Raw genomic sequence first — 15,310 nt, 5'->3', positions numbered from 1 at the left:
TTACTTGTGTGATGGGAATGAACTCGTGATTTGTGTCTGCTATTTATGCTTGTTAGATCTTGTTGTTGGGACCACGTCGGTTTTTTTTTTCAAGCAGACTTAGATGTGTATCAGGGACAGTTCGTGGTCCTTATAGTGATGAAGCCTACCAACCATTCCTATATTTATAACTCTTTTTTTTTCTAGTTCCTTATATAATTTGGGTTGTCTAGAGAATCTATGAAGATCTACACCATTGAATATTACTTCATAGCGGTCTTTGTATGTAGGTATGAATTTAACTAATGCTTCTTGAACCTTGTGAGTAATGCAAATAGTTTTGTCATTATTCATATAAAGAAGGTGCTCCATAAACTTCAATAACGGATAGTCCCTGCGTCGGTTAGTTGTATTATGTTCTGTTTGTATTCTCCTTTTTCCAAAGGAAAATAGAGCGAGGTATATAGAAGGAAATAAATGACTATGTACTAAATCGGGCCATTGAAGTATTTTCCATTTTTCAATTAGAGACAATGACTTCCAAACATAGCACTTCACTTCACTTTCTTTCAGTTTGTCCTCGAAATCATTGTCTGGATTAAGAATGAGAACTCGTATTTTATATTGAGGCATATGTTGGACTACTAGATCTACAAGAAAGCGCTGCGCTCCACCATTACTCGATAAATCATTAATTATATGTAGTATTTTCATTTAAATATTTGTCCTTGAGTGATAGGATTTCAGAGTTTGAAAAGAAATGTTGTGCTAATTTTGATGAGAACATTTCTTCAACGTACTCGGGTGTAGGTTGAAATTGCGTTTTGAATTCTTTCATTAGTGGCGAGTACCATTTGTTGTCTGACTGATTTTCATAAACAACATCCACGGGGTAACCTAAAAAGCCTTCAACTGCGGAGTTAGCCTGCTTTAGCTTGTCACTTCGAATGACCAACAGTGAAAAGTTATTGTTATGGTATGTCTGATAGCCTACTTCGTGATTAAAAGGTTCGTTAAACACATCAATCCCTGTTAGTTGTTTGATCTCGTTGTCAAACCACTGCAGCGCATATTGATGATTCATGTGCTTATCAAATGCCTCTTGGAGTAATTGCGGTCGTTCGGTACGTATTGCGCTGTCATCTTTTAGATATTTGTCCGCCATCCAAAACGGAAGTGCTTGAAAGAACATTGAAACATTTCGTCCGATCGGTTCACGCACCAGCGAGATAATTCGAACTTTTTTCTTGCGCTTTAACATACGGCTCATCGCTATGCGCTTGAGTCGTCGCTTTAACGCATTGATCTGAGGTTTATGCAATTGCGCCCTTACAGGGGATATCTGTTTTTGCGCATCGACAGTCATAAGATCGTGCAAGTGAATCGAGTTAGGAATGGAATGTTCTAATGCACTCGAACCTACTTTGCCCATTTGATAGATCAATACCGGTTGTTCTTGGCTTTTCAACGTTTGGTACCAAGATGCGTTTGAGTTAGTAGGCGTATTTCTGGACATAAAGCGTTTCTCCTTCCTTAGTCTTGGCTTGTGTGATTAAGACGCCAAGAGATGGAACTGAGTGTTGTATTTGTTTAGATAACGCAAGGTTAACCAGTGATGATTTTGTCGATTCTGAGCGAATGACGGTAATCAGACCATTGGCATACTGACCAAGAATAAGTGCATCACTCACTGACAGTAGGGGCGGTGTATCGATAATGATCCGGTCATACTTATTTTGAAAATGTTCGAGCAACTTTTTAAAGCGATCAGAAGCTAGCAGTTCCTGTGGGTTTGGCGGAATTAGACCGGCCGATAATACATCTAAGTTGGCTTCTTCTATATGTGTAACACAATCTTTGATTGGCGTATCCATAGTCAGGATATGCGTTAAGCCAGGGCTTGATTCAGCAATACCAAACCGTTTTGCGATGGAAGGTCGGCGTAAATCGCAGTCGATGATCAATACCTTTTCCATTTTTGAAAACGACACCGCCATATTAATACTGGTCGATGTTTTTCCTTCTTCTGGAATGGCAGAAGTAAAGGGCAATATCTTTTGCTTAGTGTTGGTTAGTCTGAGCAGAAGCGAGGTTCTGACGGAGCGACAAGCTTCACTAAATAGCTTTTCTTCATCATCTAAATACGCGGTATAACTGACGCCGTTTTTACGCAAATTGCGTTTTTTGACCATCGGAATCACGCCTAAACACGTAACACCAAGTTTTTCCTGCACATCGGCTGTGCTTCGGATAACTTCTCGCATCGTTTCTAAGATGATGACCAGAGCGCAAGCAATGGCAAAGCCAAAAAAGGTGGCAATCAGTACCAGTTTGATTCGTTGTGGTGCCACCGGGAATAGAGGAATGATGGCTTTGTCAGTAAAGCGAGCGGTGACATTCTTGTAGTCGCTGGTGGCGTTGGTCTCTTTCTCACGATTTAAGAACGCTTCATAGAGTGCCTTATTGGATTCAACCTCGCGTTTTAACTGCTCGTAACGCGCTTTTTGTGACCCTAACGATTGGAAATCGGCCTTTTTGTTATCGAGTTCTGCTCTAAGCATGTCCTCTTGCGCTTTTGCAGCAAGAAGGTCTTGTTGCTTGCTGAAGGAAATGTCACGAATGAGTTGCTGGGTTCTTGATTGAATTTCAGCAAGCTGCGCTTTCGCCTGAATCATTCGGTCATGCTTGGGGCCGTAGCGCTGTGTCAGCTCAGAAAGATTTTTGGCTGCCTGGGCTTCCGATAATTTTAGGTCGCGGATCTGCGCTTGATTAGCGAATTCATCAATTGACAGCAAGCTGTCTAAACTTTGTGAAGATTTACGTCTTAACAGTTGGATTAACGTCTGCGCTTCAATGCGCTTATTAACAGCGACATTTAGCTTGCGAGTGAGTTCTTCTAGCTCATTTGCGTAAATTTCATCAATACCGTTTATATCGATCAACCCTTCTTTTAACAAGAACTCTTGCAGCGCTTGCTCAGAGTTGCGTAATCGCTCCTCCAATTTTTGTGAGTTATTTGTCAACCAAGTGGCCGCATTTTGTGTAACGACCAATTTGGCTTCAAAATTTGCGTCAATGTAGGCTTGGCCGACCGCGTTAGCGATTGTCGTAGCAAGCCTAGGGTCGGTAGAACGAAAGCGAATTCTGACTAATTGGGTGTTACGTACTGGTTCTATATCGAGTTTACTTCTGAAAGCTTGAAGCGCTTGATAATAGGACTCTGAAAACTGGGCAGTTTCTTTTGGGCTTGGAGCGACATTCAGTAGGTCTTGAACAAAAGGGATCGACTTTATTTGGTCTATCTTTTGATTTAATCCACCTGAGCGTGTGAACTCCGGTAGTTGAGTTAGGTTCAGCTCTCTAATGACCTTATCTGCAATATGATTCGATTTTAAAATGGCGATTTGCGTTTGAAAGTACTCTTTTTTTGTCGTGTCGACGCCATATACTTCCTCGATTGAAAGGGCGCTTTTTTGCTCTTCTTGGATGAGTAGCGTTGCTGTAGCTTGGTATATCGATGCTTTGGAGTAGATATACCAAGTACAAGTTAATGAAAACAGAAGCGTGAAAGCTGCGATGCTTAGCCAATTCTTTTTAATCGCTTTAAAGTGATGACCAAAACGAATCAGTTCTACTTTGTTCATCTGGAGATTATTTGGATGAGTCCCGTTCATTTGATTCCCTGTCACTTAAAAGAAGCTCTGGTCGATAAATACAATGTCACCAGGCTCAACGTTGCGGTGCATACTGACACCCTCTATCGTTTGACCCGTTTTATGTTTGGTGAGGTTAATGCCTTTGCGTGAGGCTCGGTCGGTCAAGCCACCAGCTAAAGCGATGGCCTTTTCGATAGTTAATCCTGGTCGATATTCAAATCCACCTGGTTTCCTGACTTCGCCATTGACGTAAAACAGACGAAAGTTATTGATGGTGACCATCACTTTTGGGTTGATGAGATAATCGCCTTTTAAGCCCGTTTCTATTTCGTACTTGAGTTGTTTCGGTGTTTTTTTGATTGCTTTGATTCGGCCAAGGTAGGGGTAATCAAAATAGCCATCTGACGTTATTAGAATATTTTTAATCGTAAGATCTTCTTCACCATAGACCTGCACGGAAATGGTATCGCCCGTGTCGAGTAAGTAATCTTCTTCGTTTGAGTCAGCGTTTACCAAGGTGCTAAATAGCAGTAACGCGACGCTCATGAATGTGATGAATGACTTCATTAATAATCCTTGTTACAGAGAAAACTGTGCGCTTAAAGTCCAAATGTTCTGTTCGAAGCTATAACCTGGTCGGTTAGAGGTTTTATCTTGGTATTGCCAGTCGGCTTGCAGCTGTATCCAGCGTTTAATTTGATAATCGATACCAAAAGATAGGGTGTAGCGATCGTCGTTTCTGGTGATCCCCGTATAGTCATCTTGTTGATAAATAGCACCTAAGCGAGTTGCAAGGTAACTATTCCAATCGTGCTTGAGGTTCAGTCGATAACGAGTTTGTAGGTTGTAATCACCATCTTGATCTGGGTTAACTGCCGCTTGAGTGGTTTTCACGCTGACTAGAGTTTGTTCTTGAGGCAGCCATTCAAAGCCGATATCCCAACTGAAGCCTTTAAATGTCTCTCGTTGAGCGCTGTCAAAATCTTTGATTTGATAACCGAGTCGAGCGATGCCTTTGGTTTTTCCCGTTACTTCCCATTCGGCACCGGTGTAATAGAAACTGGTGTTGTTATCTTTGGATGGTTGCGCAGAATTTCGGTGCTGATAGTCGGTTACTAGTTGTTTTGTCCCAACCAACCAATAGGTTCTTGGCGTCGCCCTTAAATAGAATTCCAAGTGTGCATTAGGGGCTCGAAAATCGTTGTATTTTGTTTTAGCGTTTGTGCGCCCAGGTAAGCCGTCACGGTAATTTTGATAGGTTTTATCACTGTAGCCTAAACCGAATTCGAGTCTGCCTTTTGCACCGTTAGAGCCAAAGACATAATTGGTTTTGATATCGTTACGGTTGAACTCAATTGGTGAGTCTATTGCGCTACCATTACCTTCGGTAATATCTTCCCCTCTAATTTCATGCTGGGCGCGAAAACGATAATCAACCACTAAACGATGACGATGATTGAACTCAAAAAAGTTGGAAAACTGAAAGGTATGATCGTCGAAGTCGTTGCGGTCATCGGATGAAAAACCTGCTTTCAACTTGTATAAAATATCTGCGCGATAGCGATTCCTTTCTATACGTGCTAATAAGCTTGGCTCTATACCCCAAATATTGACCGATTCTACATTGCCGGATTCTTCCGCTTTGTTGATGTTGTCATCGCCCTCGTAGAAAGTTCTTACGAGGGGAATAAACTCAATGCCAGACTCGGTTTGGTAAGCCATCGGTTCTGCGAGTAAGCCAGTTGAAAACAGACTCAATGCTATTGCCATTGTCAGTTTCTTCATAATCTCAACCTTAGTAAGCGTTAGCACCAGTGAACCCTTTGAAAACGGTCATGAAGATGATTTTGATGTCCATCCAAACCGACCAGTGGTGGATGTAATCCAAATCAAACTCGACTCTCTTTTCCATTTTTTCTAAGGTGTCTGTTTCGCCGCGATAGCCATTAATTTGCGCCCAGCCAGTAATGCCCGGTTTTACTTTGTGACGTAGCATGTAGCGGTCAACAATCTGGCGATACTCTTCATTGTGTGCCACGGCATGAGGACGTGGACCAACAATAGACATGGTCCCTTGCAGTACATTGATAAATTGAGGCAGTTCGTCCAAAGAGGTGCGACGCAGAAAACCACCAAAAGGCGTAATGCGTGGGTCGTTCTTTGTCGCCTGTTTCACGTGAGGGCCTTGATCCATAGTGGTCATTGAACGGAATTTCCATACTTCAATCTTGCGTCCATCGAGGCCGTAACGATGCTGTTTAAAAATGACCGGACCTTTAGAGGTCAGCTTAATGCCAATCGCAATGGTGAGCAGGACTGGAGATATCAAGGCTAAAATAATGCTCGAAAACAAGATGTCTTCAAACCGTTTTACCCAGGAAGAAATTCCAGCAAATGGCGTATCAAATACGCTGAGCGTTTGAACTTGGCCGATTTGCGCCCAACGAGAATGCAAAAGGTTATAGGTAAAGAAGTCAGGAATCAGATACGTATTTGCGGTGGTGTCTGAGAATTGGTTAAGAAGCGATGCAATACGTTCTTTTGCGTGCATTGGCATTGCGATATAGACGTAATCCACTTCCCCTTTCTTGGCTCGCTCAAGAGCGTGGTCAACTGCCCCTTTAATAGGGTAAGCAGAATTTGGCAATCTGTCGGAAGAACGCTCATCGTAAAAGCCATCAAAAAGTACACCGTGTTCAGTGTGGTTTTGAATTTCGTTAGCAAGGGTAATGCCGTGAGGAGTTTGGCCGATGATTATTGCAGTACGAGTGTTGAATCCTTTTTTTCTTAAATAGGCTAATCCGGTACGGAATGTCACTCGCCATGCCAAAAGTAGAGCGGGCGTAATCACAAACCACAATGCCAGAATAGTGTTATCAAATAAGTCATAGACTTCCGAAAAATACAGAACAATAAAGATAAGCGCGGAAGTTACTGCCCAGGCAACACAGACAATAATCATCTGCTCTTTAAACGAACTGGTTCGCCAAGAGCGGTACAGATTGCCGCTTTCTGCCATAAATAGAAAGGAGATGCCTCCAACAAAAGCCAGTATGACGTAATCTTTTCCCATCGAAGTATTCATGTCTTTGAACACTAAAAGCAGCATAAAAGAGACGATGACAGCAAGATCTGAGATGCGATATAAAAAAGCGAACTCCATCTCGTGAGAGCGGATAAGTCCTTTTTGTTTCATGACTCAGTTTCCCTTCTTACACGCTACCGCCCTTGGGTGTCTCCCCCAATTGCCGTGTCGTGAGCGTTATTAGTAGTTGGTGAACAGAGCATTCTGTTGAATGCTTCTGAGTTTTTTGTCACGTGTAATTTCGTTGATAAGTGTAAAAATTTGCGTTGTTGAGGTAAGTGGAAATAAGAATGAAATTTAGACCTTTGGCTAAGTTTGGCGGGTTAGGAAAAAGCTGGTACTTACTCATGAGGGATGAGGAAAAGTATTAAAAATGAAGTATCAGTACAAAGACAATGGTTTATGTGAAGGTAGAAGAAACGGGTGATCTTATTGGTTAACGATTAATGATTTAGTATCGAATTACTGATATTTATTAGGATAAAAAAATCCCTCTCAAGTGAGAGGGAATTTTTGTGAGTAAGGACGAATGAATTATTCGACTTCCACGCCGTTTTCTTTGTATAGGCGGCGACATGCACGACCATCACTGTGAAACAGGTGACAACGGTGTGCTGGAATACCAATCTCGATTTTATCGCCGGTATCGACCGCGAGCGTGTCAGGCTGACGGAAAATAACGTCGGCGTCTGCGCCTTCTAGGTTTAGGTATACTTGAGTTTCGTTACCTAGCTTCTCTACAATCATTACTTCACCGTGAATGCTTGCATCAGCTTCAGAAGCGGATAATAGGTGCTCAGGGCGAATGCCTAAAGACATGCGGTCGCCACGGTTAACCGTCGTGCCATCCACTGGAATCCAGAAAGATACGCCATTAGATAGTTGAACTTTGACGCGCTCTGCTTCTACTTCATCAATGAATACGCTCATGAAGTTCATTTTCGGAGAACCGATAAAGCCTGCTACAAAGCGGTTTTGTGGGTAATGGTAAAGCTCAAGCGGCTTACCAACTTGCGATACATAACCGCCGTCTAGTACAACGATTTTATCTGCCATTGTCATTGCTTCTACCTGATCGTGCGTTACGTAGATCATGGTACAACCAAGTTGACGTTGTAGCTTAGTGATTTGGGCACGCATGTTTACACGCAGTGCGGCATCCAAGTTTGATAGTGGTTCATCTAGAAGGAATACATTAGGTTGCGATACCAGTGTTCGACCGATAGCCACACGTTGACGCTGACCACCTGAAAGCGCTTTTGGTTGGCGTTCAAGTAAGTGACCCAGTTGTAGAATTTCTGCAGCCTGTTCAACACGTTTGTCGATTTCTGCTTTGTCTGCTTTTGCTAATTTTAAGCCAAATGACATGTTGTCATATAAGTTAAGGTGTGGGTAAAGAGCGTAAGACTGGAATACCATACCAACACCACGTTTGGATGGTTCGACGTCATTCATGCGCTGGTCACCAATATACAAATCACCTGAAGTAATGTCTTCAAGACCGGCAATACAACGTAAAAGGGTAGATTTACCACAACCTGATGGACCTACGAAAACAACAAATTCACCTTCGTTGATTGTTAGGTCTACGTTCTTAGAAATCAGTACGTCGCCATACGCTTTACAAACATTTTTTAACGTGACACTCGCCATGTAGCTCGTCCTCGATCAATTTTTTATTATTCACCGCTCATCATTATATGAATTATCTAGCGAGCAGTAACAGTAGGAATCGGTAAGTTATTGCGGTTGGTAAGAAAAGTAGGGTAGCACTTCAATAAAATGTCCTGAATAGAAGTGCTACCCATCATAGCCAAGTACGAGTTTCTCTCCCCCACATTATTCGTGTTGTCTCCCCCGTGAAATAATTACCACAAACAACACCAATAATGACATTCCACTCGTCTGGCAATGCAAAACCAGCAAATCTTTTTCCTAATACGTAGGCACTGCTGGGAAAGGGTTCTTACCATCCACTCTTGGATGACTGAAGTTTGTAAGATTGTGCGAGGTGCGACATCCTCCTAATAGAAATAATTGTAGGGGGAGTAGGTAGGGAGGAGTAAAAAAGGAGGAGGAATAAAGCAGTTGGTCGGAAATCACATTATTGCACCACCTAAAGTTGAAACCGATCACAGGAAGTATCCGTTTTGTGATTTGAGTCTCTTACCCTTGGCGATTTAGATCACGAAAATACGTCATAATTGTAAGGGCGTAGGGATTAGGAGGATGAGACATATTGGATTATTTCAGATGATATATGTCGAAATACGGCTGAACCTCAATGGACTAGCCCTACATCAAAAATATAAAAAGGATACGAACATGAAAAAGTTAAGCGCTGTAGCACTAGGTACTCTTGTTGCTTTGGGTTCTTTTGGTGCTAATGCTGCCATCGAAGAAGGACAACTTACTATCTGGATCAACGGCGACAAAGGTTACAACGGCCTTGCTGAAGTTGGTAAAAAATTCGAAGAAGACACTGGCATTAAAGTGACAGTGGCTCACCCAGATGGCCTTCAAGACAAATTCCCTCAAACTGCAGCGACTGGTGACGGTCCTGACATCGTATTCTGGGCTCACGACCGTTTCGGTGGTTACGCAGAAGCTGGCCTGCTAGCAGAAATTAAACCTTCTAAGAACATTCAAGAAGGTATTGTTGATTTCGCTTGGGATGCTGTACGTTACGACGGCAAATTGATCGGCTACCCAGTTGCGGTTGAGTCTCTATCTCTAATCTACAACAAAGACCTAGTTCCAAACCCACCGAAGTCTTGGGAAGAAGTTGCAGCGCTAGATGCAAAACTTAAAAAAGACGGCAAGTCTGCAATCATGTGGAACCTAAAAGAACCGTACTTCACTTGGCCACTAATGGCTGCTGATGGCGGCTACGCGTTCAAATACACTTCTGAAGGCTACGATGTTAAAGACGCTGGTATCGCGAAAGAAGGCGTTAAAGACGCAATGAGCTTCGTAAAAGGCTTGGTAGACAAAGGCGTGATTTCTGCGGATATGGACTACTCAGTATCTGAGTCTGCATTCAACCAAGGCAAGACCGCGATGACGATCAACGGTCCATGGTCTTGGGGCAACATCGAGAAGTCTGGCGTTAACTACGGCGTGACTACGCTACCTAAGTTCCAAGGTCAATCTTCTAAGCCATTCGTTGGTGTTCTAACGGCTGGTATCAGCACTGCGTCTCCAAACAAAGACCTAGCGGTTGAGTTCATTGAGAACTACCTACTAACAAACGACGGCCTACGTATGGTTAACAACGATAAGCCTCTAGGTGCGGTAGCGCTTAACTCGTTCCAACGTGAACTAGATTCAGATACTCGTATCGCTGCGACTATGGATAACGCGATGAACGGCGAAATTATGCCAAACATTCCTCAAATGAACGCATTCTGGGGCGCGGCTAAGAACGCAATCATCAACGTAGTTGATGGTCGTCAAACTGTCGATGCAGCATTGGCAGACGCAGAAAAACAAATGACTAAATAATTAAGTAAGACCTTTTTAAGGAGGGGGCAACTCCTCCTTACTTTTCTATATTTATTCTATATTCGCTAGCAGGTTCCCTATGCAGTCAGTTCAAGGTACAAATGCTATGACAGCACCAGAAGCCAGCCTTCCGAGCAGCAAAAAAGTGTTCATGAAATGGTCACTTTTAGGCACAGTCGGCATTATCAATGGCTACGCAACAATCCTTATGTATTCACGCGGTGAGATTGCGTTTGCACTACTTACGATCATTCTTACCGCTTTAGCGTTGTTCATCTTTGGTAGTAAAAAGACGTACGCACACCGTTACATCTACCCTGGTATCGCAGGGATGATCCTTTTCATTCTTTTCCCTCTGGCGTACACCATAGGTTTGGCGTTTACCAACTACAGCGCGAAAAACCAACTCTCTTTTGATCGTGCGCAGAGCGTACTTTTGGACAGAACTTATCAAAGTGGTGATAGCTACCCGTTCACTTTATATAAAACGGATCAAGGACATCAGCTTGTGGTTGAAAAAGATGGTGAGCTACTTGCTACGCCCACTTTTCAACTAGATAGCCTTTCAGCATCGGATCTTGACCTGTCGCCAATTGAAGAAGCTATGGGCGAGAAAGAATCAATCAAGACGATTGTTAAGAGCCGTAATACGTTGAGCAGTGTTGATTTGCATCTGCCGAGCGGTGAAGACATCCGCATGAGCGGGTTACGTAAGTTTGCGGCAGTTGTGCCTTTGTACACGCTGCAAGAAGACGGCGAAACGCTTTACAACAATCGTACTGAAGAGACGTTACGTCCAAATATGGAAGTAGGTTACTACCAACCTGTCGATGAAAACGGTCAGTTTGTTGGTAGCACAGTGTCTCCTGGCTTTGTGGTGAACATTGGCACACACAACTTTGAGCGTGTGTGGAAAGATGATGGCATCAAAGAGCCGTTTATCAGTATCTTTATCTGGACGATTGTGTTCTCAGCACTCACCGTACTATTTACGCTTGTAATTGGTCTTGTTCTAGCAAGTGTTGTTCAGTGGGAAGCATTAAAAGGCCGTTCGGTTTACCGACTCTTACTGATTCTGCCTTATGCGGTACCGGCGTTTATTTCTATCTTGATCTTTAAAGGTTTGTTTAACCAAAGCTTTGGTGAGATCAACATGCTTCTGGAAGGTTTGTTCGGTATTAGCCCAGCTTGGTTCTCAGACCCGTTCATGGCGAAAACCATGATCCTGATTGTGAACACGTGGCTTGGTTTCCCTTACATGATGATTCTATGTATGGGTCTACTAAAAGCGATTCCTGATGATTTATATGAAGCGTCAGCAATTGATGGTGCGAACTTTGTTACTAACTTTACTCGTATCACGCTACCAATGATGTTGAAGCCGTTAACACCACTGTTGATTGCGAGCTTTGCCTTCAACTTCAACAACTTCGTGCTTATCCAGTTGTTGACAGGCGGTGGTCCAAACATGATTGGTACGTCAGAACCTGCGGGTTACACTGACCTATTGGTAAGTTACACCTACCGAATCGCATTCGAAGGTGCGGGCGGTCAAGACTTCGGTCTAGCAAGTGCAGTAGCAACACTTATCTTCCTATTGGTTGGCGCATTGGCACTTATCAACCTACGCGTAACTAAAGTAGCTCAGGACTAAGGAGAGATTACAATGGCAATGGTACAAGGTAAGTCATTAAAGTATCGTGTTTGGGCTACTCATATTGCGATGTGGGCATTCTTGGCACTGATTATTTTCCCTTTACTGATGATCATCGCGATTTCATTCCGTGAAGGTAACTTTGCAACGGGTAGCCTGATCCCAGACAATCCAACGCTTGATCACTGGAAATTGGCATTAGGTTTCTCGGTGACTAACCCAGACGGTACAGTTACACCGCCACCATTCCCAGTCATGACATGGCTGTGGAACTCAGTAAAAGTGGGTGGTATTTCTGCAATCCTAATCGTGGCGCTATCAACCACATCAGCTTATGCGTTTGCTCGTATGAAGTTCAAAGGTAAGAACACTATCCTAAAAGCGATGATGATCTTCCAAATGTTCCCTGCGGTATTGGCATTGGTTGCTCTATACGCGTTGTTCGACAAATTGGGTCAGTACATCCCATTCCTTGGTCTGAACACGCACGGCGGTCTGATATTCGCTTATTTAGGTGGTATCGCACTGCACGTTTGGACGATTAAAGGCTACTTCGAAAGTATTGACTCTTCGTTAGAAGAAGCGGCGGCACTGGATGGTGCGACACCATGGCAAGCATTCCGTTTGGTATTGCTTCCATTGTCTGTGCCAATCCTAGCGGTAGTATTCATCTTGTCGTTCATCATGGTAATTGGTGAAGTTCCTGTAGCATCACTACTACTTTCTGATGTAGACTCGTACACACTTGCAGTGGGTATGCAGCAATACCTATATCCACAAAACTACTTGTGGGGTGACTTTGCAGCAGCTGCTGTACTTTCAGCAGTGCCAATCACTGCCGTATTCTTACTTGCTCAACGCTGGTTGGTTGGTGGTCTAACCGCTGGTGGTGTGAAAGGATAATCTCTTGTGGTCTGAGATTGATAAGAATAACTAGAAAAGGGCGACCACATGGTCGCCCTTATACGTAGCACGGATATTACAATTTTGGTTTGGCCGCCGATCAGTAATATCTTGGCTTTTATTGGCGTTACGCATAGCTGGCTGTTAGCTTAGTTCCTTACGATTCAATCACTAACAGTTTTTGTAACCATAACCTGAGTTTGACTCAGGTTTTTTTATACCTGTTAAATACAGTTGTTCAATAAGCAGGTAAAGGTTAGCGGCTTTGCAATGGATTACACAGGGCTAGGAGAATGCCCTGCGTAGCACTTCACATAAATAACCTGAGTTCAGGTATCAGTAAAATTGAGGTAGGTAAGGATTAAAACTCTCGACTGGAGGGGGCACATCCAACGTATTGAAGCAGCGTGTATAAGCTTTCTTGCTGTAGTGCGACGCGACGAAATAAATTTGCAAAGGTGACATCACCGCCAAAGCAGGTTTGAATGTAATGGTTAATTTCTGTTTCGTTATACCCCTCGACGTACATGGTTCTTACCCACTGGTACTCGACCGCTTTTAAATTGGTCAACGTCTCTTCACTTAAGGTCGTTTCTTTTAGTCTCAAGATCCAAACTCTATCCAACTCCAAAATAGTGGAAGGATTTAAGCAAAGCTAGGTGAAGGATTTATGACAGAGGAGGCCGAGTGTGAAGCAAATGGCAAAACCATGATGTTGCTCCACACTCTGGTTATAAGTAACGTTGAGGTAGTCAATAGCGTTCTTAACGGATGTAGGTTACTTGAGATACTTTACGTGCGCTTCCATCTCTTCCCCGATTTCTTTGCGCATGTTCATAAGGCGGATCGCGGATTGTTCCAAGGCTTTATCTTCATCAGATTCTGGAACCCATTTCGGCACGTCGGTTGGTTTTCCGTTCTCATCTACAGCAACCATAATAACGATACAGTGGGTGGTGAGTCTGTTTTTCATTTGTTTTGGGTCACTGGCTTGCACGTCAATCGCGATGTGCATTGAGCTTCGTCCGGTATAAATGACTTTCGCGCTAACTTCGACTAAGTTGCCGACATGAATCGGCGCAACAAAACGAATACCACCTGCGTATGCAGTAATGCAATATTTGCCACTCCACGCTGCAGAGCAGGCGTAGGCTGCTAAGTCGATCCATTTCATTACGGCGCCGCCGTGCACTTTTCCGCCGAAATTGACGTCACTGGGTTCTGCTAAAAAGCGAAGGGTAATGTCTCTTTGACCACTGCTCATCTGTCTTTCCTTGGTGAGTTTGTAAATACAACCATACATTGCAACAATACAACTATATGTTGAATTAAAACACCTATACCTTGCATTGTATAAAAAGTGTACCATACTTTTGAAAGTTTACTACAAGTGTGGATACTTTGTATGAAAAAACGAATCATTAAAAACTCCAAAGTTAAGAACATTTCTCGTTTTGTTAGCTTGAAGACCGATTCGGTTCAAACAACTGAATCTGATCTTGAGTTTGATGCATGTTTTCATTTTGAATTCGCTCCACACGTAAAATCATTTGAAACACAGCCTCTGGGTTTTGAATATCGATTGAATGGGCGGTTACGTCGTTATACTCCTGATATGCTCTGTTATTTCAATGATGGCTATGCGACATATTATGAAGTGAAGCCTAAGTGGGTAGCTGAACGGGATGAATTTAAGAAAAAATTTGATGCACAGAAACAACAAGCTATTGCTAACGGATATGACTTACTTGTTCTGACTGAAGATGACATTCAAACTTATCCTTTGCTGGACAATCTGAAGATCATTCATCGCTACGCTTGTTCTGATAGTCTTGATGATGTGCAGGTTAGGATCTTAAAGTTATTTCAAAACTACGGTGAAATGCGAATCTCGCAAGTAATAAACGCCAGTCAGGGGCAGTCTGCATCTATATTGCCTGCGCTCTATGATTTGATCGCCAAAAAAATTCTAGAGTTTGATTGGCACTGTCCAATCAGTCATGATTCTCTTGTCTGGAGAGTTTCATGAGTGATGACTCTGAAAATCTTTATGCTTTTGGTAGTTTTTTCCCAGAGAAACACTCGAATACTTCGGTGCCTAAGACATCAAAGGGCACGCGATTCGGGATTGAACTGCAAGAAAGTTATCAAGATCTTTTTTCATTCGATGAAAAACGCAGAGATGAGGCTGTTCATCGATACAACATATTAGATTATCTTATTGAACTGCACGGCCCTAGTTTAACCTTAAGGAAAATATCAGGTTCGATGAAGGGTCTTGAAGATAAATTTCACTCAAATGTACCGTCTGCACCATCAATATATCGTTATTGGACTACGTTTAAGAAATCTGGGTTTGTACTTTCTTCGCTGATTCCTGGAGTAACGAGAGGTAATACAAAGCAACGAAAAACCTTGGAACTGGAAGAGTATATAGAGAGAGCTATAAAATCATATTTTTCGGAAGAGTCGCCAACAATTCAACAAGCCTTTACGTTATTAGAAACGGAAATAGATAGACATAATGAG

The 15,310-nt window shown here is 42.8% G+C and carries 12 protein-coding genes and 2 pseudogenes; 5 read left to right on the top strand and 9 right to left on the bottom strand.

The window, feature by feature from the left end:
• Window positions 1-105: 105 nt before the first annotated feature.
• The 7 genes and pseudogenes from CAG69_RS17575 to malK all read right to left on the bottom strand — a co-directional run.
• Window positions 106-693: pseudogene (locus CAG69_RS17575) on the bottom strand (glycosyltransferase); the annotation flags it as partial.
• Window positions 671-1,495, bottom strand: coding sequence for a putative capsular polysaccharide synthesis family protein (locus CAG69_RS17570; RefSeq protein ID WP_161445405.1), 825 nt, complete (start codon window positions 1,493-1,495; stop codon window positions 671-673). The pseudogene CAG69_RS17575 and the gene CAG69_RS17570, both read right to left, overlap by 23 nt.
• Window positions 1,473-3,653, bottom strand: a complete 2,181-nt coding sequence (locus tag CAG69_RS17565; RefSeq protein WP_202600814.1) for a GumC family protein — start codon at window positions 3,651-3,653, stop codon at window positions 1,473-1,475. The genes CAG69_RS17570 and CAG69_RS17565 overlap by 23 nt, the downstream gene beginning before the upstream one ends.
• A gap of 15 nt (window positions 3,654-3,668) precedes the next feature.
• Entirely contained in the window at window positions 3,669-4,202 is a 534-nt protein-coding gene (locus tag CAG69_RS17560) for a polysaccharide biosynthesis/export family protein (RefSeq protein ID WP_048625325.1), read from the bottom strand.
• Between the two features lie 12 nt (window positions 4,203-4,214).
• Entirely contained in the window at window positions 4,215-5,420 is a 1,206-nt protein-coding gene (locus tag CAG69_RS17555; protein WP_046873775.1) for an outer membrane beta-barrel protein, read from the bottom strand.
• Window positions 5,421-5,430: 10 nt separating this feature from the next.
• Entirely contained in the window at window positions 5,431-6,831 is a 1,401-nt protein-coding gene (locus tag CAG69_RS17550) for an undecaprenyl-phosphate glucose phosphotransferase (protein ID WP_161445401.1), read from the bottom strand.
• A 423-nt stretch (window positions 6,832-7,254) separates the two neighbouring features.
• Entirely contained in the window at window positions 7,255-8,373 is a 1,119-nt protein-coding gene (gene malK, locus CAG69_RS17545) for a maltose/maltodextrin ABC transporter ATP-binding protein MalK (protein WP_005375271.1), read from the bottom strand.
• A gap of 672 nt (window positions 8,374-9,045) precedes the next feature.
• On the opposite strand from malK, the gene malE reads away from it, so the two are divergent.
• From malE to malG, 3 genes are all read left to right on the top strand, one after another.
• Complete coding sequence (malE, locus tag CAG69_RS17540) at window positions 9,046-10,224, top strand: maltose/maltodextrin ABC transporter substrate-binding protein MalE (protein WP_005375272.1); 1,179 nt, start codon at window positions 9,046-9,048, stop codon at window positions 10,222-10,224.
• A gap of 79 nt (window positions 10,225-10,303) precedes the next feature.
• Entirely contained in the window at window positions 10,304-11,878 is a 1,575-nt protein-coding gene (malF, locus tag CAG69_RS17535) for a maltose ABC transporter permease MalF (protein ID WP_161445399.1), read from the top strand.
• A gap of 12 nt (window positions 11,879-11,890) precedes the next feature.
• Window positions 11,891-12,781, top strand: coding sequence for a maltose ABC transporter permease MalG (gene malG / locus CAG69_RS17530; RefSeq protein WP_005375275.1), 891 nt, complete (start codon window positions 11,891-11,893; stop codon window positions 12,779-12,781).
• A gap of 361 nt (window positions 12,782-13,142) precedes the next feature.
• Here malG and CAG69_RS17525 read toward each other — a convergent pair whose 3' ends face one another.
• Window positions 13,143-13,388, bottom strand: coding sequence for a hypothetical protein (locus CAG69_RS17525; protein WP_005375277.1), 246 nt, complete (start codon window positions 13,386-13,388; stop codon window positions 13,143-13,145).
• A gap of 171 nt (window positions 13,389-13,559) precedes the next feature.
• Window positions 13,560-14,045 (bottom strand): acyl-CoA thioesterase, encoded by a 486-nt coding sequence (locus CAG69_RS17520; RefSeq protein ID WP_005392490.1) that lies wholly within the window; start codon window positions 14,043-14,045, stop codon window positions 13,560-13,562.
• Between the two features lie 141 nt (window positions 14,046-14,186).
• Here CAG69_RS17520 and CAG69_RS17515 point away from each other — a divergent pair, with 141 nt between their 5' ends.
• Both CAG69_RS17515 and CAG69_RS17510 read left to right on the top strand, forming a co-directional pair.
• Window positions 14,187-14,810, top strand: coding sequence for a TnsA endonuclease N-terminal domain-containing protein (locus CAG69_RS17515; protein ID WP_069543815.1), 624 nt, complete (start codon window positions 14,187-14,189; stop codon window positions 14,808-14,810).
• Window positions 14,807-15,310: pseudogene (locus CAG69_RS17510) on the top strand (Mu transposase C-terminal domain-containing protein); the annotation flags it as partial. The gene CAG69_RS17515 and the pseudogene CAG69_RS17510, both read left to right, overlap by 4 nt.

It is taken from the genome of Vibrio sp. V43_P6S15P86, from assembly GCF_009904725.1.
Taxonomy (GTDB): Bacteria; Pseudomonadota; Gammaproteobacteria; order Enterobacterales; family Vibrionaceae; genus Vibrio; species Vibrio diabolicus.
Note: the sequence above shows the minus strand (reverse complement) of the source record. Positions and strands in the feature narration are given on the sequence as shown.